Annotated in this window: 22 protein-coding genes and 1 riboswitch; of the genes, 2 read left to right on the top strand and 20 right to left on the bottom strand. The window is 46.4% G+C overall.

Annotated features, from left to right (window positions below):
• Positions 1-273 precede the first annotated feature (273 nt).
• From BW952_RS06810 to BW952_RS06795, 4 genes are all read right to left on the bottom strand, one after another.
• Positions 274-930 carry a TVP38/TMEM64 family protein gene (locus BW952_RS06810; protein ID WP_045851644.1) on the bottom strand — a complete coding sequence of 219 codons (657 nt, stop codon included), beginning with the start codon at positions 928-930 and terminating at the stop codon, positions 274-276.
• A gap of 78 nt (positions 931-1,008) precedes the next feature.
• Complete coding sequence (locus tag BW952_RS06805; RefSeq protein WP_076496238.1) at positions 1,009-1,869, bottom strand: glycine-rich domain-containing protein; 861 nt, start codon at positions 1,867-1,869, stop codon at positions 1,009-1,011.
• A 158-nt stretch (positions 1,870-2,027) separates the two neighbouring features.
• Positions 2,028-2,288, bottom strand: a complete 261-nt coding sequence (locus BW952_RS06800; protein ID WP_045851646.1) for a hypothetical protein — start codon at positions 2,286-2,288, stop codon at positions 2,028-2,030.
• 41 nt (positions 2,289-2,329) lie between these two features.
• Positions 2,330-2,965: a hypothetical protein gene (locus BW952_RS06795; protein ID WP_139325427.1), complete on the bottom strand. Its 636-nt coding sequence runs from the start codon at positions 2,963-2,965 to the stop codon at positions 2,330-2,332.
• A 196-nt stretch (positions 2,966-3,161) separates the two neighbouring features.
• Between BW952_RS06795 and BW952_RS19355 the strand changes: the two genes are divergently transcribed.
• Positions 3,162-3,323, top strand: coding sequence for a hypothetical protein (locus tag BW952_RS19355; RefSeq protein WP_156149429.1), 162 nt, complete (start codon positions 3,162-3,164; stop codon positions 3,321-3,323).
• 127 nt (positions 3,324-3,450) lie between these two features.
• On the opposite strand, the gene BW952_RS06790 is transcribed toward BW952_RS19355, so the two are convergent.
• The 4 genes from BW952_RS06790 to BW952_RS06775 form a co-directional block, all read right to left on the bottom strand.
• Positions 3,451-3,933: an HXXEE domain-containing protein gene (locus tag BW952_RS06790; RefSeq protein ID WP_045851648.1), complete on the bottom strand. Its 483-nt coding sequence runs from the start codon at positions 3,931-3,933 to the stop codon at positions 3,451-3,453.
• Between the two features lie 178 nt (positions 3,934-4,111).
• Entirely contained in the window at positions 4,112-4,927 is an 816-nt protein-coding gene (locus BW952_RS06785; RefSeq protein ID WP_045851649.1) for a DUF368 domain-containing protein, read from the bottom strand.
• 176 nt (positions 4,928-5,103) lie between these two features.
• Complete coding sequence (locus BW952_RS06780) at positions 5,104-6,069, bottom strand: lysozyme inhibitor LprI family protein (protein WP_052698495.1); 966 nt, start codon at positions 6,067-6,069, stop codon at positions 5,104-5,106.
• 136 nt (positions 6,070-6,205) lie between these two features.
• On the bottom strand, positions 6,206-6,499 hold the full coding sequence (locus BW952_RS06775) for an HNH endonuclease (protein WP_045851650.1): 294 nt from the start codon (positions 6,497-6,499) through the stop codon (positions 6,206-6,208).
• Positions 6,500-6,544: 45 nt separating this feature from the next.
• Positions 6,545-6,643, top strand: a riboswitch (TPP riboswitch).
• Positions 6,644-6,678: 35 nt separating this feature from the next.
• Between BW952_RS06775 and thiT the strand changes: the two genes are divergently transcribed.
• The gene (gene thiT / locus BW952_RS06770) at positions 6,679-7,215 is read left to right on the top strand and encodes an energy-coupled thiamine transporter ThiT (protein ID WP_076496262.1); all 537 of its coding nucleotides are present in this window, start codon (positions 6,679-6,681) and stop codon (positions 7,213-7,215) included.
• A gap of 52 nt (positions 7,216-7,267) precedes the next feature.
• On the opposite strand, the gene BW952_RS06765 is transcribed toward thiT, so the two are convergent.
• The 12 genes from BW952_RS06765 to BW952_RS06710 form a co-directional block, all read right to left on the bottom strand.
• Positions 7,268-8,167 carry an S-layer homology domain-containing protein gene (locus BW952_RS06765; RefSeq protein WP_052698496.1) on the bottom strand — a complete coding sequence of 300 codons (900 nt, stop codon included), beginning with the start codon at positions 8,165-8,167 and terminating at the stop codon, positions 7,268-7,270.
• Between the two features lie 116 nt (positions 8,168-8,283).
• Positions 8,284-8,673, bottom strand: a complete 390-nt coding sequence (locus BW952_RS06760) for a tautomerase family protein (protein WP_045851651.1) — start codon at positions 8,671-8,673, stop codon at positions 8,284-8,286.
• A 30-nt stretch (positions 8,674-8,703) separates the two neighbouring features.
• Complete coding sequence (locus BW952_RS06755; RefSeq protein WP_045851652.1) at positions 8,704-10,449, bottom strand: methyl-accepting chemotaxis protein; 1,746 nt, start codon at positions 10,447-10,449, stop codon at positions 8,704-8,706.
• Positions 10,450-10,467: 18 nt separating this feature from the next.
• A complete protein-coding gene (locus tag BW952_RS06750) occupies positions 10,468-11,445 on the bottom strand; it encodes a substrate-binding domain-containing protein (RefSeq protein ID WP_231581457.1) in 978 nt (325 codons plus the stop codon).
• 161 nt (positions 11,446-11,606) lie between these two features.
• On the bottom strand, positions 11,607-12,629 hold the full coding sequence (locus BW952_RS06745) for a LacI family DNA-binding transcriptional regulator (protein WP_045851653.1): 1,023 nt from the start codon (positions 12,627-12,629) through the stop codon (positions 11,607-11,609).
• An 89-nt stretch (positions 12,630-12,718) separates the two neighbouring features.
• Positions 12,719-13,867 (bottom strand): MFS transporter, encoded by a 1,149-nt coding sequence (locus BW952_RS06740; protein ID WP_045851654.1) that lies wholly within the window; start codon positions 13,865-13,867, stop codon positions 12,719-12,721.
• 76 nt (positions 13,868-13,943) lie between these two features.
• Positions 13,944-14,789 carry a 2-keto-myo-inositol isomerase gene (gene iolI, locus BW952_RS06735; RefSeq protein ID WP_045851655.1) on the bottom strand — a complete coding sequence of 282 codons (846 nt, stop codon included), beginning with the start codon at positions 14,787-14,789 and terminating at the stop codon, positions 13,944-13,946.
• Between the two features lie 4 nt (positions 14,790-14,793).
• Positions 14,794-15,672 carry a sugar phosphate isomerase/epimerase family protein gene (locus BW952_RS06730; protein WP_045851656.1) on the bottom strand — a complete coding sequence of 293 codons (879 nt, stop codon included), beginning with the start codon at positions 15,670-15,672 and terminating at the stop codon, positions 14,794-14,796.
• A 29-nt stretch (positions 15,673-15,701) separates the two neighbouring features.
• On the bottom strand, positions 15,702-16,733 hold the full coding sequence (gene iolG / locus BW952_RS06725; protein WP_045851657.1) for a bifunctional inositol 2-dehydrogenase/D-chiro-inositol 1-dehydrogenase: 1,032 nt from the start codon (positions 16,731-16,733) through the stop codon (positions 15,702-15,704).
• 30 nt (positions 16,734-16,763) lie between these two features.
• Positions 16,764-18,182 carry a sugar porter family MFS transporter gene (locus BW952_RS06720; protein ID WP_045851658.1) on the bottom strand — a complete coding sequence of 473 codons (1,419 nt, stop codon included), beginning with the start codon at positions 18,180-18,182 and terminating at the stop codon, positions 16,764-16,766.
• A 17-nt stretch (positions 18,183-18,199) separates the two neighbouring features.
• The gene (gene iolE, locus BW952_RS06715; protein WP_045851659.1) at positions 18,200-19,093 is read right to left on the bottom strand and encodes a myo-inosose-2 dehydratase; all 894 of its coding nucleotides are present in this window, start codon (positions 19,091-19,093) and stop codon (positions 18,200-18,202) included.
• Between the two features lie 15 nt (positions 19,094-19,108).
• Positions 19,109-20,386: thiamine pyrophosphate-dependent enzyme (locus BW952_RS06710; protein ID WP_076496236.1), on the bottom strand; the 1,278-nt coding region annotated here is incomplete at its 5' end.

The following is a 20,386-nucleotide window of genomic DNA, read 5'->3' as shown; positions in this document are numbered from 1 at the left end:
TGATGGGTCAATAATTGATACATCAACTAATATAAAGCAGCGGAAAAAGAAAGTCAACTAAAAGAGTCTTGCAGCAAGACCGGATGTAACGCCGGTATCCTCCATCTAGCGCCGATATGTGGCTTCCCATCGCCGGTATATTATTTTATCAGCGTTCGGATACTCTATATCGGCGATACATGACATTTACCGGCGATAAAACCGTAGAAAACAAAAAACCAAGCAAGGCATTCTCAAACTGAATGCCTTGCTTGGTTTTATCGCTTAGGAAGATTACTTCGGCGTGATGTTCACACCAGCTTCCTGATTCGCTTCTTTGTTCATCTTTCTCGATACAATCACATAGTTGACGATCATAATAATAAGCACGTAAAATCCATACAATCCGAACGAAAACCATTTATTTTCTGAAAAGCTGGCTCCGGCAAACGAAAGCAGGAGAATGTTCGGCACCTTTCCAATTGTTGACGCAATGAAAAACACCAGCCCGTTCACTCGGCTTAAGCCGCATACCACGTTCACAACAGGCGATGGGACAATCGGCACGACCCGGACAAGCAAAATAGCCAGAAACGCATTTTTGTTCAGCTTTTCCTCGTATTCCTTTACTTGCGGATGATGTGCAATTTTGGCCTGTGCCCACTCTTTAAATCCGTAGCGGGCAATATAAAAAAACAGCATCGTGCCGATCATTGAACCGCCCAGTGTAATTAACACGCCCTGCCCCGCTCCGAAGATGCCGCCAATTAACCCGGCCAGTACCGGAAACGGAATAATCGGTACAAATACACAAATCGAGACGAGCAGCATGCTGATCAAAACGGAATATGTGCCGCCTTCATTAACGATATCAAGAAGCAGATCCTTCTGCGTAATTCCAGCAATGACAATCGCTGCAATAAAAATAAGACTGATCACTCTTTTGCTCATTGAACACCTCTTCTGTGTGAATTCACTGTGACATTCACATATCCTTCATTATAACACGATTTTCTTGCCGTTTCCTCCTTAGCTGCTGCAGCTTGAACAGCTGGAGCAGGAGCTGCCTGAGTCTGATGAACCGCTGTCATGTCCGTCATGATGCGAATGGTGTGAGTCGCGGTGGTGGTCGTCCCGGCTATGGCAGGAAGAATAAGTGCCTGAAGATGAATCATGGTGCTTCTCGCGATCATTCTCTTCACCCATGGCAGCCGATAAAACAAGAAGCGATGGATCATACGTATAATGCATATCCCGGCTCGGCGCAGGCCGCTGCTTCGCTCTTTCCGTTAATGAACAAAGCTTCGAAGCAATGGTCTGCTTCAGCTCTTGATACTGATTGCTGTTTTGAAAAAATTCACTTTGATAAAAAGCTGCCAGCTCCTCTTTTGGCATGTTCTTCAGCTTGTCAACAAACTCTTTCCTCCAGGCAGCATGCTTAAAGGGGCCCTGTATCGCTTCGGCCGCTTCATCGATCTGGAAAACGACACTGTACACCATTTCAAAAACGGCCCGGTCATGCTGATGGTCTGTTCTATTCTTCCCAGAGTGAACCGACGGCTGATGATGAATCATGTGGCCGGTGAACTGCTCACAGAAATCCGCATATTCTTTCGTAAACAAAAGCATCTCGTGCCAGATTGCATCCACCTTTTTGCTGTACATCGGCACATTCACCATAAAAGCCGACAGCAGAAAGAACCGTTTCAGCTCCAAAAGATGCCATCCAAACTCCTCCTCCGTCATAACACCCTTTTGAAGCAGCCGCTTTTTCACGTCAGCTTCCAGCCTCGAATTCCATGCCGCACACAGCTGCTGTTTCAACGGCTCCGCTTCTGGAAGACGGATTCCAAGTGATTCTGCCAATTCAGCGTAGGGCTTCTGGGGCAATGATTGAACGCCTATTTCTTTCGTTCTGCTTCTATTTATCATCCCCGACACAATTGCTAACAAGACCATGCCTGCAGCTATGATGAATAAGATTTCCAGGGTAAACCCTCCTTTTTAATGGTTGTGATGGACATTGCGAGGATATCCGAAATGGCCGCTTACCATTTATCTCCTCTTACTCTATCATCCATTAAAATTCCATAAAGATATGAGGGAGCCTGTAAGTGCTGTACAGGTACAGTGGACTCTAATGGGACTAATTTCAATGCCTGCTCTACTACTTTTTTAGTGATAGACCGATTAGTTGTTTTTAGAAATAGAATATTCCCTTTTATTGAATAGCTGAATTCCTTTCCTTTTTTCTGTTTAAACATTTGCCCTTCATAAGTCTTTATTCGATCCCAAACGTCTTCAATCATAAAGCGCTAAACCTCCTTCTATTATTGAAGATTCACATTTTCTAATCATTTCCTGACAGAACGTCATTCAGCGACTGTGGCCACCCGGCTGTGTAGTCCTCCTGCTTTTTTTGCAGGCGCTCTGCTTTTTTCTTCATTTCTTGAACGCGCCCTTTCACAATGTCAATGTCTTCTGCTACAGCTAAAAAGCGGACTTTTTCTCCTTTGACGAGACGTCTCTTGCGCAATTCCGTCTGCAGCTCTTTCACATATTGAAAGCCTGTTGTTGCGTTAAACGAAGCAGTTTCGATTTCGTGATACAACGCGTTCATGTTTTTATCCGCCAGGCTGACTTCTTCTGTAATGCGCTGCTCATATTCATGAAGCTTCGTTAAAAGAATGTCCATTTCGTCCATGACTTGATCAAGGACCGTTTTTTTCGATGTATGGGCTTGTTTCGTTTTTTCCCGTTTAATCATTGTAATTCGGCGCATGCTGTCATCTAAATACACATGAAGACCATTTCCTTCAAACGCATGCCCGTCTTGCTTTTTGCCCTTATAGGTCCCTTTGTTCACTGTATGGCGGATTCGGACCGTCCATTCATCCCGGCTTCCTTCAAGCGCCAGCTTCTTCATTAATTGGTTGCTCACATTTAATGCGCCTGTATTTACTTCCTTCTTTCCTGTAGCTTGCATCTCTTCACCGCCGTTTTCATTGTCATCTCCACTGTTTCCTTTTTGGAAAATTTGGGATACTTTAAATATAGACGATTCTCTTTTCATTTGTCGAGGCAAATTCTCGGGAGTTTGCTTTCATGCGTCAGAAAATCTAACGCACTCCTTGTGCTGGACGTTTCGTCTATGCACAATAAAAGAAAAGGGAGCGATGAAAATGGCCGCAGCGTTTATTTTAAATAATGTGCTGGCAGTATTGTGGATAGCTCTTTTTGTCAAAACCAAGCGGGAGAAGCAGCTGCAGGTCACGCATTTTCTTTTGCTGGTGATCGCAATCGGCATTTTGGTTCACTCTTGTCTGACAACTTTCTCTGCCTAGTCGATCTGGATCTCCCATGAACCTGCTCCATTTGATCATAAGCTTTGTTATACATTGAGGGTGATAATTTTAGCGAAATTTAGGGAAACCAATTGTAGACGTTTCCCTTTTTTCTTCAATCAATATATTAAGAAGGAGTTATTTTGCTGCCAGCTTTAAACAAAAAAGGAATAAGTGCCAACAAGATCATTCCTACTGCAATTGTTGATAGGATTAACTCCTTCCATACAATTAAATGATTTGAAAACATCTGATAGATAATGAATGAATTTACTGGAAGGTTAAGTAATAAGCCAGTGAGAAGTCCAGGTGCATACTTTTTCATTAAGACGGTTGCCAGAAGGTGCGGAAAAATAGCATTAATAATCATTGAACCTAAAAATCCAATAAAAATCCATTTCGCAGCATCTGATTCTGGCACATATAAAAAACTAAATGCAGATAAATAAGCCAAAATAGTTATAAAAATAACAGCAAAGTGGAATTCACTTGAAGTAACTGGCTTTTGAAACCTTGAAGACTGCTGTGACCATTCAGGCAGCCAAATTGCTTCTTCAATATTATGAAGGGTAATAGCAAAACAAAAAAATAAGACGAGATAATAGTCCATTTCCTTCTCCCCACCCTTAAAGTGACTTGCATCGTTAATTAAATATGAACATAAAAAACTCTTTTATATGCTTTTAAGCAGCAAGTGTATGGCAAGTTATCGATTATCAACATTGTTCTTTAACAGAGCCTAATCATAAAAAGACTGCCCGGCGAATCGCTCAGGCAGTCTGCTGAATTTAAGAGGCGGGTTCTTTTTTTCCGATTGCATACGTCAACCCGAGGCCGAGCACGAACGTTACAACACTTGCAGCCGCCGCGCTGCCGCTGGCTGGAATTCCCGGGAAGACTGTGAAAATAGAGCCCAGGATCAAGCCGATGATCAGCGCATAGGTCATATAAGGAAAGTGGCTGAGTGCGAAGCGGATCGCTTTGCTGCTGATCACAAAGCCGAGCATCACACCTGCACCGACTGCCGCAATCACCGGCACGTTAAATGTTGATAATGCATTAATCACAACTGGATATACGCCGATGAGGAGCAGTAAAAAGGAGCCACTGATGCCAGGAAGAAGCATCGCCATGCTCGCAAGCCAGCCAGAGAAAAACAGTAGTACAAAGTCACCTGCCTCGAGCTCGCTTCCCATCTCTCTGCTGCCAGGATTCACAAACGCCATCCAGGCAAGCAGCAAAACAGCCGCTAACAGAACGAGAAGATGACTTGCTTTAAAGGTTTCTTTTACGTTGGCCTGTTTCACCATAAATGGCACAACACCAATAATTAAGCCGAGAAAAAAGAACTGTGTCGGTTCAAAATAATGTGCAAGCAAATACTCAATTGCCCGGCTGAGTGATAAAATGGTGCCTGCCATGCCGATACCAAGCGGAATTAAAAAAGCAAGGTGCTTTCTCCATTCTCTGCTGAAAAAGCCGCTAATTGCAGCCAGCAGCTGTTCATAAATACCGAGAACAAAAGCGATTGTCCCCCCGCTTACACCGGGAATTAAATCACTTATCCCCATCGCCGCGCCCCGGTACAAATTTTTCCATTCCATCCATTCAAACTCCCTTTTTATAAAATCGGAATCCCACTCTCTAATATCACCAGGATCAAGACTTCATTTTACACATATTCTCAGCAAAAGAAAACGAATCACCTCTCTCTGCTGAGCAACATTGCGTTCAGGCTATTTTTTGCCTCTTCTCTCCTCATAACTTGCTTAACTCTCGATTAATCCATATATCGATCAACCAGCTCGTAGCAGCGGATTTCTGTTAAATACGCCTGCGTCATCTTATACTGCACGTCCTCCCAGTCGGTTCCGGCGTAAGAAGAAGCTGCTTCTGCTGCTGATTCATCACGATAAGTGATCCATTCTCTTTGTGCGGCCCGGAGTTGGACAAATTCATCGTTCGGCAGTTCACTTTTTAACGTTCCGTAAATTTCATTGAGCAAATTATCCCATTGTTTGTAACGGGTTTGCTCCGCTTCAAGTGCCTGCGCAGTTGTTCCTGTTTCGACAATATAATCAAAGTCTGCTGTCCGGCCGCTTAAATCATCAAGTTGATCTTCATACGTCCAGCCTTTACTTGCTTCTGCTACAGCTGTGGCAGCTGCGGCATCAGCCGCTGCTTGAACAGCTTCCGCCTGCTCTTTATCCTGCTGCTCCTTTTTAGAAGCTTCTATATCCGATCTTGCCGCATCCACTTCTTCCTGTTGTGCCAAAAGAGCAGCCTGCAAGGATTCATCCGCCTCTAGTTCATCAAGCAGTACACTTGCTTCCTCATAGCTTCCTTCCGATACTTTCGATTGCACTCCGGCAAGCTGTTCTGCCACTTTTTGAGCTGCTTTCGTTTCTGCTTCCGCGGCAGCTGTGTATTCTTCCGCCTGTTCCTTCAACTGGCTCTGCAAATTGTCTTTTTCTAATAGAAGTGAGGCCTGTTTGGATACTTCGGACCAGTTCCCTTCTTCAGCTGCCGTTTCCGTTTTTTCAAGCAAACGAAGCTGCTCTGCCATGCGCGAAGCATCCGGATCATCCGGTTCCTCTTCCAGTGCCAGTTCAAAAGACGAACGCGCTTTATCGAAATCCGCATCGGCCAGCGCCAGTTTTCCTTTCTTCATCGCTTCTTCATACAATTCATTGCTGCAGCCTGCCAGAAAAAACAGTGCCGCTGCGCTCCATAGCATTTTTTTCATACTAGATCATCTCTCATTTCTCACGGGAATTCATTGATAGCCCTATCGTATCATTTAGCTTTATTAAAATGAATAAAAAGAAGTGATAAAATCCCTTCTTTTTGTAAAGACGCTCCTGTCTTTCAAAACGGAATGCCTACTTTTTTTGACGGTTTGATTTGCGGACGCGCAATATCGTTTCAGCTGGCTGCTTTCGAATCCATTTAATATACTTGCTGATTTTTTCGTCCTCTCGCAGCTGTTGGATTGTATGAAACCTCACAGCTAGCTCTTTGTTGCTGTAAAGGGCGTGAATTTGTTTATGGCACGTCCGGCATAACGCAGCAGTCGGCCCGTGTGACCCGCCTTCTTCCCGGGGAATTAAATGATGAACCGTTGTATCAACTGGACTACGCCCGCACAGCTCACAGGTTGATTTCTTCACTGTCATCACCTCTCTCCTATTGTACCAGCTTCCACTCTTTGCTAAAATGAACGAGACCACATGGGGAGTCTTCGGGCTGAGAACAGACACGATCTGGACCCATGGAACCTGTCGGATCATGCCGGCGCAGGGATGTGGAGCGTTTCCTCCTTCTTCGCGTATGGCTTAAGAAAGGAGGAAAAAAAGTGAATCGCAACATACCGCTGCAAGCGTTAATTGAAGCATCTGTTATGGCGGCACTGGCTTTTATTCTTGATTTGATTCCAGCCATTAATATCGGACCCTGGATGTCTGTTTCGATTGCCATGCTGCCTGTTTTTATCGTTTCCCTTCGCTGGGGCTGGAAGGTCGGAATGGCATCCGGCTTTATTTGGGGACTCTTGCAAATTGCATTAGGAGACGCTTATATTTTAACGCCGCTTCAAGCCTTTATTGAATATTTCATCGCCTTTTCATTTGTGGGACTTGCCGGCTTGTTTACAAACCGTTCAACGTCCGCTCGCTTGATCGTGCTGGCTGTATTCATCGGTTCGATCGCCCGCTATTTCTGGCACTTTCTTGCCGGCTGGGTGTATTTTGCCGAATATGCACCGGAAGGAATGCCCGCGGCTCTTTATTCGCTGGCTGTTAATGGCGGCACAGCTCTTTTCACATTTATTTTATGCTCCATAGTCCTTGTTTTGCTTTGGAAAACAGCGCCCCGCCTTTTTCATGTGCGTTGACAGAAGAAAGAAAAAGAATGTCCGCGCCGAAAAGGGCCGGACATTCTTTCCGTTAAAAATCAAATGGCGTGCGCATTTCTTTTTCAGGATCGATTGCGATGACCTCACCGCTTTTTCCAGTAAAATCCACAGTCAGGATGAGCGTTTTCCGGTCTGCCGAAAACGCATAATACTCAATCATGAGCGGCTCAGCACTGTCGCTTCCATCAAAGCGGACGCTCAAGTCCAGGTGCTCCCCGACGATGTATTTTGGCGGCAACACATCCGGCACCGGCGCTTCAAAAGTGAGCTTAACCGCTGTTGCATCAACAACAGCCGTGTCAATAACCGGCGTATACATGTGCTTCATCTGATAGTGAATGCTTTTATGAAGCAGGACAGCGAAATCACCGCGTTTCACATAAAAATGGGGGCCATATTTCGTGGCAGACACGCCCTTGGTCAGCTCCGCTCCATACATCGCATCAATGTATGGCTTGAATACGCCTCCCGTGTCCGTAAACGGGGCATCCGTTTCCGTCATCGGAATATCAAAAGCCCGAACAAGCAAACTGGCCGCCGCTCCTCTCGTTAAAAATTCGGCTGGACGAAATGTTTCATCCCCGTATCCTGAAATGAACCCTGCCGCTTTCATCGCATCAACGTAGCCCTTGATCCGAGGGTTGACATCCGTAAATCCGGAATCAGGTGCGTACGCCGGGTCAAGTGACAAAGCTTTCGCAATCATCACCGCAGCGTCCCCTCTGCTAATGGGTGAGTACAAATCAAACACGGTGTTCGTTTTGCCGTTCACAATACCCGCTTCATACAGGAACCCGACTGCTTCTCCATAACGATCCTCCGCTGCATATACATCTGTAAACGGATGAGTAACCGCTGATGCAGAAGCTCCGAACAAACTCAAGACCAGCACAATAACTGCCGCTAAATTAAAGCGCTTCCAATTATTCATGCCAAACAGCCTCCTTTGATTAAATTATAACATGGAGAACGCTGTCTCAAGACAAATTCAGTCCTATTTAAAAAAACCGCCTTCTTCGTTTAGCCTGAAGAAGGCGGGCTCACTCCTTACAAATCTCCCGTTAAAAATTGTGCTTTTCCGAAGCCGAAGCTCCAATCGGCGTCGCCATTAACAGTAATCGAAATCATTATTTCTTTTGGATCAATGCCGCAGCTTGTCTGCAGCTCCTCCACAATATACGTGTATAGATTTTGTTTTTGTTCTTCTGTCCGCTGCTTGCTCGTTATGCTGATCATCACCACATCGTTTGAGCGTACAAATCCAAGGCCGGTGTCCTCGACAATCATTTCGTGTGCGGGGTGCTGATGCACGATCTGATAACGGTCGCGCTCCGGCACGTTAAACGCCTTCAGCATTCCCCGGTGCGCTGCATCCAGCAATTGTTTTACCTCTTCTTCGGTTCTTCCTTCAATTAGATCAAAACGCAATAATGGCATACGTATTCCTCCGTTTCATTTGGTTACCGTTTAAGTGAATTTTCTTTTTTCAAGCTTAAATTTTTGAACTGTTTCCTGCAGCTCTGACGCCATATTCCGCAGCAATTCAGTTGAAGAAGCAATTTCCTCCATTGAAGCCGTTTGCTCTTCTGAAGCGGCGGCAACATTATGGCTGCTGTCAGCGGACTGGACAGATACAGCGGCGACGCTGTTGACGAGCTCGACCATCCGCGCTGAATCTTGCCGTATGTCGTTTATGACGGATGAAACGTCTTCCGACTGTTTGGCGACTGTTTCTACCATCCCGACAATTTCACCGAACGTTTCACCCGTTTCATTCACCAGACTTATACCTTCATCCGCCGCTTCCTTGCCCTGCTTCATCGAGTCCACGACTTTTTTCGTTTCGCGTTGAATTTCTTCAATAATGAGACGTATACTCGTTGTCGCATCCCCCGATTGAACGGCGAGCTTCCGCACTTCATCGGCTACGACCGCAAACCCTTTTCCATGCTCGCCTGCCCGCGCTGCTTCAATGGCTGCGTTTAGAGCTAATAAATTTGTTTGATTTGAGATTTGGGTGATCATCTCTGAGATCGCTCCGACTTCATTCGACTTTTCACTCAGCAAATGAACAGTTTGAAATGTTTGTGACACCTTTTCTTGAATTTGCTGCATATGGTTCACGGTCGAATGAACGACCCTTTTCCCGTCAGATGCTTTTTCGTTCGCCTGCAATGTGACAGTGGTCACAGCCGAAATGGAATGGAAGGCCCGGTCCATTCCTCCAGCCATCATTTTGGTCACCTGTGCCGCTTTTGCGGTGCTGCTGACCTGCTGCTCTGCACCGGCCGCAATGTCTTGAACAGACTCGCTAATTTGTTCAGCAGCCTTGCTTGTCTGTTCTGTCCCGGCACGCATTTCGTCACTCATGGTCATCAGCTGTCCGGCGTTGCTGCTCAGCTGCTGCAGCACGTGACGCAAGTTTTCTCTCATTTTATTGAATGAATCGGCTAGTTCGCCCATTTCATCCTTGTTGTGAATGCTGATCGGCTCATCTCCAAGATCCCCTGCCGCTATTCTTCGTGCTGCTGCGGAAATGCGGGTAATGGGACGAACAATCATTTTAGACACGGCCATGCCCACCAACAAAAGAGCAGTCAGCGTCAATAAAGCGGCCGCCGTGATCACGACCAGCAGCCGATCCGTTAACTTCTCGTTTGCTGTTATTTCAGCCTGAACGGATTCATTCATCGATTCAGCCAGTACATTTGACTCCTCCGCCATCCTCACCGCCATCTCGCTTGAAATGTCCGCAAAGGAGGAAACGAGCTTCACCGGCAAATCCCCATTTTGATACGGAATCGCAATGTACGCCGCATCTAAAAACAACTTATTCATAATTTCTATTTTCCTGAGAGAGTCTTGGTCTTTCTCATTCAAAGAAAAGGACCGGGCTTCATCAATCATTTCCTGAATAGATGCATTGGCTGCTTCCATTTGTTCAATTAATTCTTCATTTCCCGATAAAAGAAAGGAACGGAGCAGATTAATTTGTGAAGCGGCTTGTATTTGGATTTGATCGGTGCTTCGCAATATTTGTACCTGTTCATTTAAAAGCGTTGAACTTGAACGTTCCAGCTCCTTTAATTGACTCCAAAAAATGCCCATGACCGCGATAAAAAGAAGCCCGATTGCCGCAAAACTCACCGTTATTTTCTTTTTAATGGACCATCCCTGCCTGCCGGATAGCCGTTCTTTTTTTAGATTACGCATGTCCTCCCCCCTCGGCCCCTATTTCCATTTCTCCACGTATACATCTACATTTTCCTTGAGAATTAATTCACCCGGTATATAGGTTGTTGCCTCTGGCTTCTCTCCTTTCGCAAGCTGCAAGGCTGCGTCGATTCCACCTTGCCCCTGGCCCTTTGCATCTTGAAAAACAGTGGCTGCGAGCTTGCCCTGCTGAATAAACGACAAGGCATCCGGTGTCCCGTCAATTCCTGCAAAGACGATCTGATCAAGCACACCGGCTTCTTCGGCGGCCTGAATCGCTCCAATCGCCATCTCGTCGTTGTTTGCAACAACCGCATCAATGTTTTGACCGGATTCAAGCCAGTTTTTCATCAGCTCTTTTCCCTGCTCCCGGTTCCAGCCCGCTGTTCCTTCGAGGACAATGTTCATGCTTTTGTGCTGCTCAATCACGCTTTTATTTCCTTCTGTCCGCTGCTTTTGGGCCGGGTGGCCAATTTGGCCGTTCATAATCGCAATATTTCCTTTGCCGCCAAGCTGTTTTGCGACCTCTTCCATTTGCATAACGCCGAAAGAAAAGGCATCTGATCCTACATAAACACTTTCTGTTTCTAAACTTTCCCTGTTAACCAGCACAACCGGAACGTCAGCTCTGGCTGCTTTTTCTAAAATTAATTCAGCCGCTACCATATCCACCGGCGTGACCATCAAGGAATCAACGCCTCGTGCAATCAGCTCCTCTGCCTGCTCGATTTGTTTATTCGAATCGTTTTCAGCATCCGTATACACCGCTTCCATTTCCTCGTTCCCGTCTTCATACTCTTTTACGCCATTCATAAGGAAGCTAAGCCATGGATCTTGACCATCAGCAAAAACAGCCCCGATCTGCAGCTTCGTTGTCTCTTTCTCCTCTTTTTCTACAGCAGGTAAAGCAGAATGAGACGCGCATCCGGAAAGCAAAAATAAAAGAAGAAAAAAGAACGCTGTAATCGATTGACTGCCAGTAAGCCGCATAAACATCACCTCTCTCCCTTTAAGTAAGCGCTTACTTAAAGGGGTCCTAAATTGTGAAAATACGGCTGCACTTTTCACTGTATAAGCGCAGCCTGTTACAAACCAGAAAATCAAAAAATGTGATCGATTTCATTTTTCCATGGCTCAGCAGCGAACCAGCTGACAAATTAATTCAGCGGCTTAATCATAGCGTTTTTTTGTAAAAATCCGCATGATTCACGAATGATCAGCTCATCCTTCATGACAATTTTTTTCTTTTTCAAAGAACCGCCCTTCATTAATGTCAGCAGCATATCCGTTGCACGCTGGCCAATTTCGTACTTGGGCTGGTCAATGGTCGTCATTTGCGGACTGAAAATGGTCGCCATTTTCAAGTTATCAAAGCCGACAACCGCAATATCCTCCGGTACCTTTAAACCATGATCCTGGACAGCCTTAATTGTTCCAAGAGCCATCTCATCATTGAAGACAAATACCGCAGTTGGAGGATCCTCGAGAGCAAGAAGCTTGACCATTTGATTGTAGCCGGATTCAATTTCATAATCGCCTTCCTGAATATAAGAAGGATCTACTGGAAGATCATATTGAGCCATTGCCTGCTGAAAGCCACGCAAACGGTCACGGCTTAAAATGACATTCATCGGGCCGGAAATATAAGCGATCTTTTTATGACCCGTGTTGATTAAATGATCGGTCAGCTTCCGGGCACCGCTTATGTTGTCAATAGACACCGTCGGAATGTCCAGCTCATCCACATACTCACATGCAAGCACCATCGGAAAGGAATCCGCCAGCTGTTTCAGGCTTTTGCTGTCCATCCGGGCTGTTAAAAGAAGGACACCATCCGCTTGCTTTTTGTACATTAATTCCACATATTCTTTTTCTCTTTCAATATTGTTTTCCGTATCGCCAAGAATAACCTGATAGCCATTTTTCACCGCTGTATGCTCAATGCCACGCAGCACTTCCGAGAAAAACGGACGGGTAATATCCGGAACAATAACCAATATTGTCTTTGTTTCCTGTGTCCGGAACTGGCTGGCGATCATGTGCGGCTTATAATTCAGTTCTTCAATGACTCGAAGAACCTTTTCTCTTGTTTTCTTGTTGACGAGGTCCGGCTGCCTCAGCACCCGTGATACCGTGGCCGGTGAAACGCTTGCTTTTTTTGCTACATCACTCATTTTCATTCTGATTGCCCACCCACTTTCTTCTGAACAAGAACTCTTTTCTTTCTATTATAGCGAACAACCTGCTGTACGGATAACAAATCGCTTACTTATTCCTGTTTTTCCCACAGCAAACAAAGAAGAAACGCCGCTCCGCCCATGAAGCCAGAAAAGAAAAAGCTTGCCTCCAGGCCAAAAATAGAATTAAGAAGACCTGCAAGAAAAGGGCCTGTAAACATGCCAACCGCATAAAGTGCTTGATAGGCTCCCATAGCGGTTGCCCGTTTTTCATGCTCTATCTTTTCGACTGCCATTCCGAGAAACAAAGGAAACAAAAGGCCAAGAGCAAAACCGTTCATTATCTGAAGCAGCAGCATCACCCCCAGCGATTCGACAAAAGGAATAAGACAGGTGAACATGGCCGCAACAAGAAATGCGCCCTGAAGCGTCCGCCATGCCCCAAAAAGCGGGACGAACGTCTTTCCGCTTAAAATCGTGGAAAGGGCGTGCGGAATCATGAAAGCGAAGACGAGTAATGTAACGTCTCCGGGCTTGAATCCAACAGACAGCACGTAAGCGGTTGTAAAACCGAAGATCGTCGTGAACATGATGCCATGTGCCAAAATAGACAAGCTTGATGCCTTCAGCAGAGCAGGCTCCTTCAGCACAACAACCATTTCCCGTACGTTAAGCGGCTTGCGGTTCTCCTGTCCTTTCGATTCCTCAATAAAAAAAGAAAGCAACAATCCAAGTCCGCCTAAAACGGCTCCGATCCAGTAAGGAGCATGATCACCCCATTCCTCCACAATCCAAGCGCTCATCGCCATGCCAAGAAGCTGTGCAAACACAACAGCAAATGATAAACTCCCCATTGCACGATGCAGCTTGTCCTCTGTCACATAGCTTGAAAACAAAATCGTAAAGACGACCCAGAATGCAGCAGCGACACCGGCGAGCGATCGGGAAAACAGCACCCATCCCACACTTTCAGTTAACGCAAAGACCAGGCAGCTTGTGGTACTGATGGCCATTCCAAGTACAATGAATCGTTTTCTTTTCCCGAGCAGATCCGAGACAATGCCGATCGGAAGACGGAAAAGAAACTGCATGAGTCCATAGCTTGCCAGGACGATGCCTGTCATCGAATACGTGCCGCCGATGCGTTCAATGTATGGAGACAGCATAGGAATGTAAATAAAATGAGAAAACCAAAATAAAAACGAAATTAGTAGAAAAAGCAGCTGATTCCACCGTTTCACTTTACCACTTCCACTCGTTGAACAAAGGATAGAATGATGGCGCGATTCGTTGAAATCGCGCCATCATCACGCTTATTTACGCTTCTTGAAAAGCGTAATGCTTGCTTACGACGTTGACTGTTGTTTCCTTGGCTGTGCGAATCGTCTCTTCAGCTTCCAGCTGGTAATATTCCGGGCGGAACAGCTCAACAGAAGCTGCACCATCATAGCCGATTTCCTTCAGCGTGGAAAGAAGGGCATCCAGATCAATCGCACCCTGTCCCGGCCAGACGCGGTCATCATCCGTTAAAAAGCCAATCGGGAAGTCTTCTGTGTCATCGACGTGCAAAATAAAGATTTTCTTGCCGTCCGCTTTTTGAAGATCCTCAAGCTTGGAGCCCATTGCATGAAAGTGGAAGCAGTCAAAAACGAGTCCAACATTGTCACGGTTCACCGCTTCAACGATTTCATACGCCTGTCCAAACGTATTGACCGTACACTGAGGATGTCCGACGAATTCCACTGCAATCTTAATGCCATATGGCGCAGCCAAATCGGACAACTCCGTTAAAACGTCCACACTGCTCTTTTTAATGTCTTCTTTCAAAAACTTCTCTTCGGTTACAAGCGGCACAGCCACAATGTACTGAACGCCAAGAACCTTTGCTTTTTCAAGCATATCTTTGAACTCCGCAATAATCGCGCTATAGCCTTTTTCGTCACGGTTGTTGAAAAACACAAGCGCGTTAAACGCTAACGGCTTAATATGATTGCTTTGGAAAAAGTCCGCCAGATCATCAAGAGAGTTCGTTTCCAAATATTCCGGGAGCTTGTCCATCGTGCGGATTTCAATATAATCGTAGCCGTGCTTTTCACAAAGTGCTAAATCCGTTGCCAGGTTTGAGTTTTCAAGCGTCGTCGCTTGGTTAAAGCATAGTTTCATCTGATCATCCCTCCACTTTCTCAGTTAAACCGAGACCTTCTTTCATTTTGTTCAGCATCAGCTTGCTTGACCAGTCCGCTTTATCCTTCCAGGCGAACACGGCATTCGTTGCAATGCCATCAAACTTCATTTCCTTCAGCTTGCGGAAAACCGCGTCAAAGTCTACTTCTCCTTCGCCAATGTTCAAGTGCTGGTGAACAGTTGCTTCTACAGCTGGCGGATTTAAAATGTAGCGAAGCCCGTCAGAAGCAATGTGGTTAAACGTATCTGCAAACAGGATATGCGTCAGGCGGTCGCCTGCTTCATCAAACATTTTGTCGATATCGCCTTTTCCTTCATCGTAATAAAACGTGTGCGGCGTTGAATACACAAGGTTGATCCAGTCTTTATCAAGCGCATGAATCATGTCCATTGCGCCGGCATTTGTTTCAATAAAGTCGTATGGGTGTGCCTGCAGATTCAGCTTCACACCTTCTTTTTCAAAAATAGGAAGCAATTCATCCATGGAACGGATAAACATTTCCTCACACACAACCGGATTGTATTTCGATCCGCTAAATTCGCTGTTCATGAGATCCACTTCCAGCTCAACAGCGACTTCAATGGCCCGTTTCCAGTTGCGAACCGCAGCCTGGCGGCGGTCTTCTTCAGGTCCTGCCCAATAATGTACAGGAAGGACAGAAGAAATTTGAACACCGGCATCACGGCAGTAGCGCTTCAGATTTTTAATTTTGGCAGCGTCCACTTTTGGATACTTGTAAAAAGGAATAAAGTCCTCGCGCGGAGACAGCTCAATATAGTCATAGCCGAGCTCGGCTGTTTTATCCACCATTTCTTTTAACGAAAGATCGGCATACATGGTCGGGTCAAGTGCTAGTTTCATCGTTTGTTCCTCCTGTCTCTTTTTTCGAATTAATTCACAGCTGCTTTGTTATCGTAAAACGCTGGTTTTTCTTCAAGCGCCACGTCTTCTTTTTGACCGGAATTCTGTGCTTTCACGCACGCATCTGTTGTCACAGCAGCAATATAGCCGTCCCAGGCAGTTGGACCGTTCGGCTCGCCTATTTGCTTGATTGAATCCATAAAGTCCTGCAGCTCGACGTCATAAGCATCAATAAAACGGACCTTCCAATCTGTCATAATGCTTTGGGAAAGCTGCGCGCTTTTTCGTGTCACGAGGCTAGCCGGCTCCGGCAAATACGCGACACCGTCCTCACCGATGACTTCGCACTGGATATCATAGCCGTAATGGCAGTTGACAAATACTTCTGCGTTAATGATGATGCCTGATTTCGTTTCCAAAATAATGATTTGCGGATCTTTTAACCCTGCATGCGCACGAGATGTTTTTTTCGGGTACAGCACCTGCACCGATTTGTAGTCATCGTTGATTAGCCAGTGCAGCACATCAATCTCATGAACGAGCGTATCGACAACCGCCATTTCTGTCCCGTATGTTTCAGGCACTTCCGGATTGCGGTGCACACAGCGGACCATGAGCGGCTCACCGATTTCATTGGCGTCAATCGCGTTCTTCAGCTGAACGTAGCCAGGATCGTACCGGCGCATAAAGCCGACCTGTACCAGTTTTTTTCCATGCTTCATTTCTGCTTGAACGATTCGCATAGCGCCTTCCGCCGTTGTGGCCAGCGGCTTTTCACAGAAAACATATTTCCCTGCTTCAATCGCGTTTAATACGTTTTGCTCATGAGCCGGACCCCAGCTTGTGACCAAAACCGCGTCGACGTTTTCATCCTGACAAAGCGCCTGATCATCCTCGTATATGGTTGCGTCAAGACTGTATTGCTCGACAGCCTGCTTGGCAGAATCGAGATTTACGTCTGTTACCGCTACAATTTTCCCTCCTGCAAGCTTGTCAGTGATCCGTTTAATATGCTCACGGCCGATTGCACCTGTGCCGATTACGCCAAATTTTAATGTCATGATCTGTTTCCTCCTCAAATAATAAATGGTTTACGCGCGCTTGCTGTATACTTCTGCCTTTTTCTCTTCAGGCTTTTTTCCGTGGTTGCGGAATTGCTGCTCAAGCTGTTCGAGCGATAAGCCTTTTGTTTCTGGCAAGTATTTTGCGACGTAGGCAATTGCGCCGATCCCAAGCGCCACAAAGATGTAAAATGTTCCTGACAGCCCAACACCTGACAGCATCATTGGGAACAAAAGCCCAACAAAGAAGTTGACAATCCAAAGACAAAATACCGTTAAGCCCATTCCGAATCCACGCAGCTGCTGTGGGAAGATTTCGGAGATCATCAGCCAGGTAACCGGTGAGATCGCTCCTTGCTGGAAGGCAAGGAATGTAACTGTTAAAGACAGGACGACAAATGGAAGTGCAGGTGATCCTTCAAGAGCTGAAGAAAAAACAGCCATTAGGAGCAACGAAATCGTTGTGCCTGCTAAACCACCTATCAGCATCGGGCGCCGTCCGATCTTGCCAAGCAGCCAGATGCCGACAAATGTAGCCAAAACCGAAATGACACCGTTTGCAATATTCCCAACAAGGGCTGCTTCCGTTGTGAATCCCGCGTCCTTCAATATTTCCGTTCCATAATACATGATAGAATTGACGCCTGTAATTTGCTGAACAACCGCAATCCCGATGCCGATAAACATAATACGGCGAATCCAGGGCGTTGCCATATCTTTAAATCCAGCTTGCTTTACATCTGTTTCCGCTTCGTAATTCGCTTTAATTTCTTCAAGCTCTGCTTTTGCTTCGCTTTCTGTACGGATTTTGCTTAACACTTGCAGCGCTTCCTCATTCCGCTGCTTCGATACGAGCCAGCGCGGGCTTTCCGGCACTTTCAGCATGCCGATAAATAAGAATATAGCAGGAAGAGCCGCAATTGCCAGCATAATTCTCCATACGCCGTCAATATGCCCCATTGTTGTGCCGAGGATGGCATTTAAAACAAAAGCCAACAGCTGGCCGCTGACGATCATTAATTCATTCTGAGTCACAATGCGTCCGCGGCGTTTAGCCGGTGACATTTCAGCCAGGTACGCTGGAACAGTGACCGAAGCTCCACCTACCGCAAGTCCTAAGAAAAAGCGGGAAATGACCATGATCGTGACATTCGGCGCCAATGTACAGCCGAGTGCTGCCACGAAAAACAAAATGGCGAGATACAAAATATTTTTCCGGCGTCCGTTGTAATCAGACAGCCGCCCTCCAAACACTGCACCGACTGCTGCACCAAACAGCAGCGAGCTGGCCACGAGACCTTGAGTGAGAGACGTTAATCCAAGCTCCTCTGTCATATAAGGAAGAGCGCCGTTAATGACGCCTGTATCGTAACCGAATAAAAGGCCGCCTAATGTTGAAATAATAATAATTTTACGTAAAAATGATGTTGGAGCTGCTGTATCGTTCATTTTCCATACACCTCTTTTTAATTCTCCACGCGCTTGAGCAATGATTCGTTAATGTAGCGGCTTGCGATCAATGCGTATTCAAGCGGATGGGCAACGGCCGGATCTTGCTCGGCCTCGATCACAATCCATCCTTTATAGCCGTGTTCCTGTAGAAAAGCAAATGGCTGTCTGAAATCAATGCATCCATCTCCAGGCACTGTAAACATACCCGCTAAGAAAGCATCTCTAAAGCACGTATTCTTTGATCGGCAGCCTGTCATCGTCTGTTCTCTAACATCCTTGAAATGAACGTGCTTGATCCGGTTCATATGCTTTTCAAGAAGCGCCATATAATCGCCATCTGAGACGAAAATGTGTCCGGTGTCGTACAAAAGGTGAACGTGATTCGGGTCCGTTCCTTCCATCAGCCGGTCGATTTCCTCCAGCGTCTGCACGCCTGTACCGAGGTGATGGTGAAAAACGAGCTTCAAGCCGTATTCATCGGCGATCCGGCCGAGCTCATTCAGCCCGCTGCACAATGTGTCCCATTCTGCATCTGTAAAATGCGGCTTGTCCGCAAAGACATTTCGGTCGGTTCCTTGAATACTGTACGTCTGCTCGGAAACAACCGCGACTGCTGCGTTCACTTCCTTTAAATACGCGCAGTGCGCATGGAAGTCCTTTGCTGCCTGCTCGATGCCGTCCTGGATAATAAAGCTTGAAAACCACTGGCCGGCAATTTTCAAGTTACGCAGCTTTAGCTCTTTGTTTAAAATGGCCGGCTCCGGGAAGAAGCCACCGACTTCTGTCCCGTCAAATCCTGCCACAACGATATCGCTTAACAAGTGCGACAGCGTGTTTTCTGCGCCAATTTCCGGAATGTCGTCATTCCGCCAGCCGATTGGAGCAATGCCCCATAACAGATCTTTCATGACCGATGCGCCTCCTTAATAAATCTTCGCTGTTTTTAATTTTTCTGCCCGCGCAGCGTATGCTTTTTGCACGCTGTCTGATTCCGATACTTCCGCTACTCCGACGTTCCACCAGCCATCGTAGCCGTCTGACATCGTTTTCGGCAGCACTTTAATATCGATCAATGTTGATGCCGTCTGCTTTTTCGCATCTTCAATCGCGGCGGTTAACTCCTCCGCATTGTTCACTTTGTACGTCTTCGCCCCGTATGCTTCAGCCACCTTGGCGTAATCAATGTTCATAATCTGATTGTCGTGCGTACGGAATTCACAGAAATAGGTACCGCTGCCATGGTCCATTTGCAGGTTGTTAATGCAGCCGTAGCCAGAATTATCAAATAAAAGAATGTTGATTTTTTTATCGTATTGAATCGCTGTCACAAGCTCCGAGTGAAGTAAAAGGAAGCTCCCATCTCCAACGGCAGAGTATACTTCACGGTCCGGGTGTGCCAGTTTCGCTCCAAATGTACCCGCTACTTCATAGCCCATGCACGAATAGCCGTATTCCAAATGGTACGTGTTCGGCACATCGGAATTCCAGAGCCGCTGCAGGTCTCCAGGAAGCGAGCCGGCTGAGCCGACAACGATGCTGTCGTCGCTTACCGCTTCATTCGCTGCGATCAATGCCGCTGTTTGTGTAAACTGCGTTCCGAGCACATCGGCATATTCATTCATCGTTTCTTGAGTGAAATGGTTTTTAATTTCAGGTGTAAAGCCGTCACGCGTAAATTCGATGCCAGCCAGGCGGTCACGTTCGTTCAGCCACTCCGTTTTCCACTCAGTCAAGAGAGAGCCATATTCCGTCTCATAACCTTCTAAAAACGGCGCCAGCTGTTCAAGAGCTGTTTTGGCATCTGCAACCACCTGGAAGGCATCCATTTTGTATGCCTGCAGCCGGCTCACATTAATGTTTAAGAATGATGTTTTTTCGAAATCAAATTGTGTTTTCGACGATGTAGTGAAATCAGTGTAGCGTGTGCCAATCCCGATAATCAAGTCGGTCTCGCGTGCCGCTTTGTTCGCTGCCGCGGTGCCTAAAATGCCAACGCCACCCAGGTTGTTCGAAAACGACCACTCCACCGTTGACTTGCCTGCCTGTGTTTCCACGAGCGGAATGTTATGTTTTTCCGAAAGTTGCTTTAAGATGTCGCGTGCGCCTGAATAGCGGGCACCGCCGCCGACAATGATCATTGGCTTTTTGCTTGCCTTGATGCGCTCCGCTGCGCCCTGCAGCTCACGGTCCACCGCCGGCTT

The organism is Domibacillus enclensis (assembly GCF_900156125.1).
Taxonomy (GTDB): Bacteria; Bacillota; Bacilli; order Bacillales; family Domibacillaceae; genus Domibacillus; species Domibacillus enclensis.
Note: the sequence above shows the minus strand (reverse complement) of the source record. Positions and strands in the feature narration are given on the sequence as shown.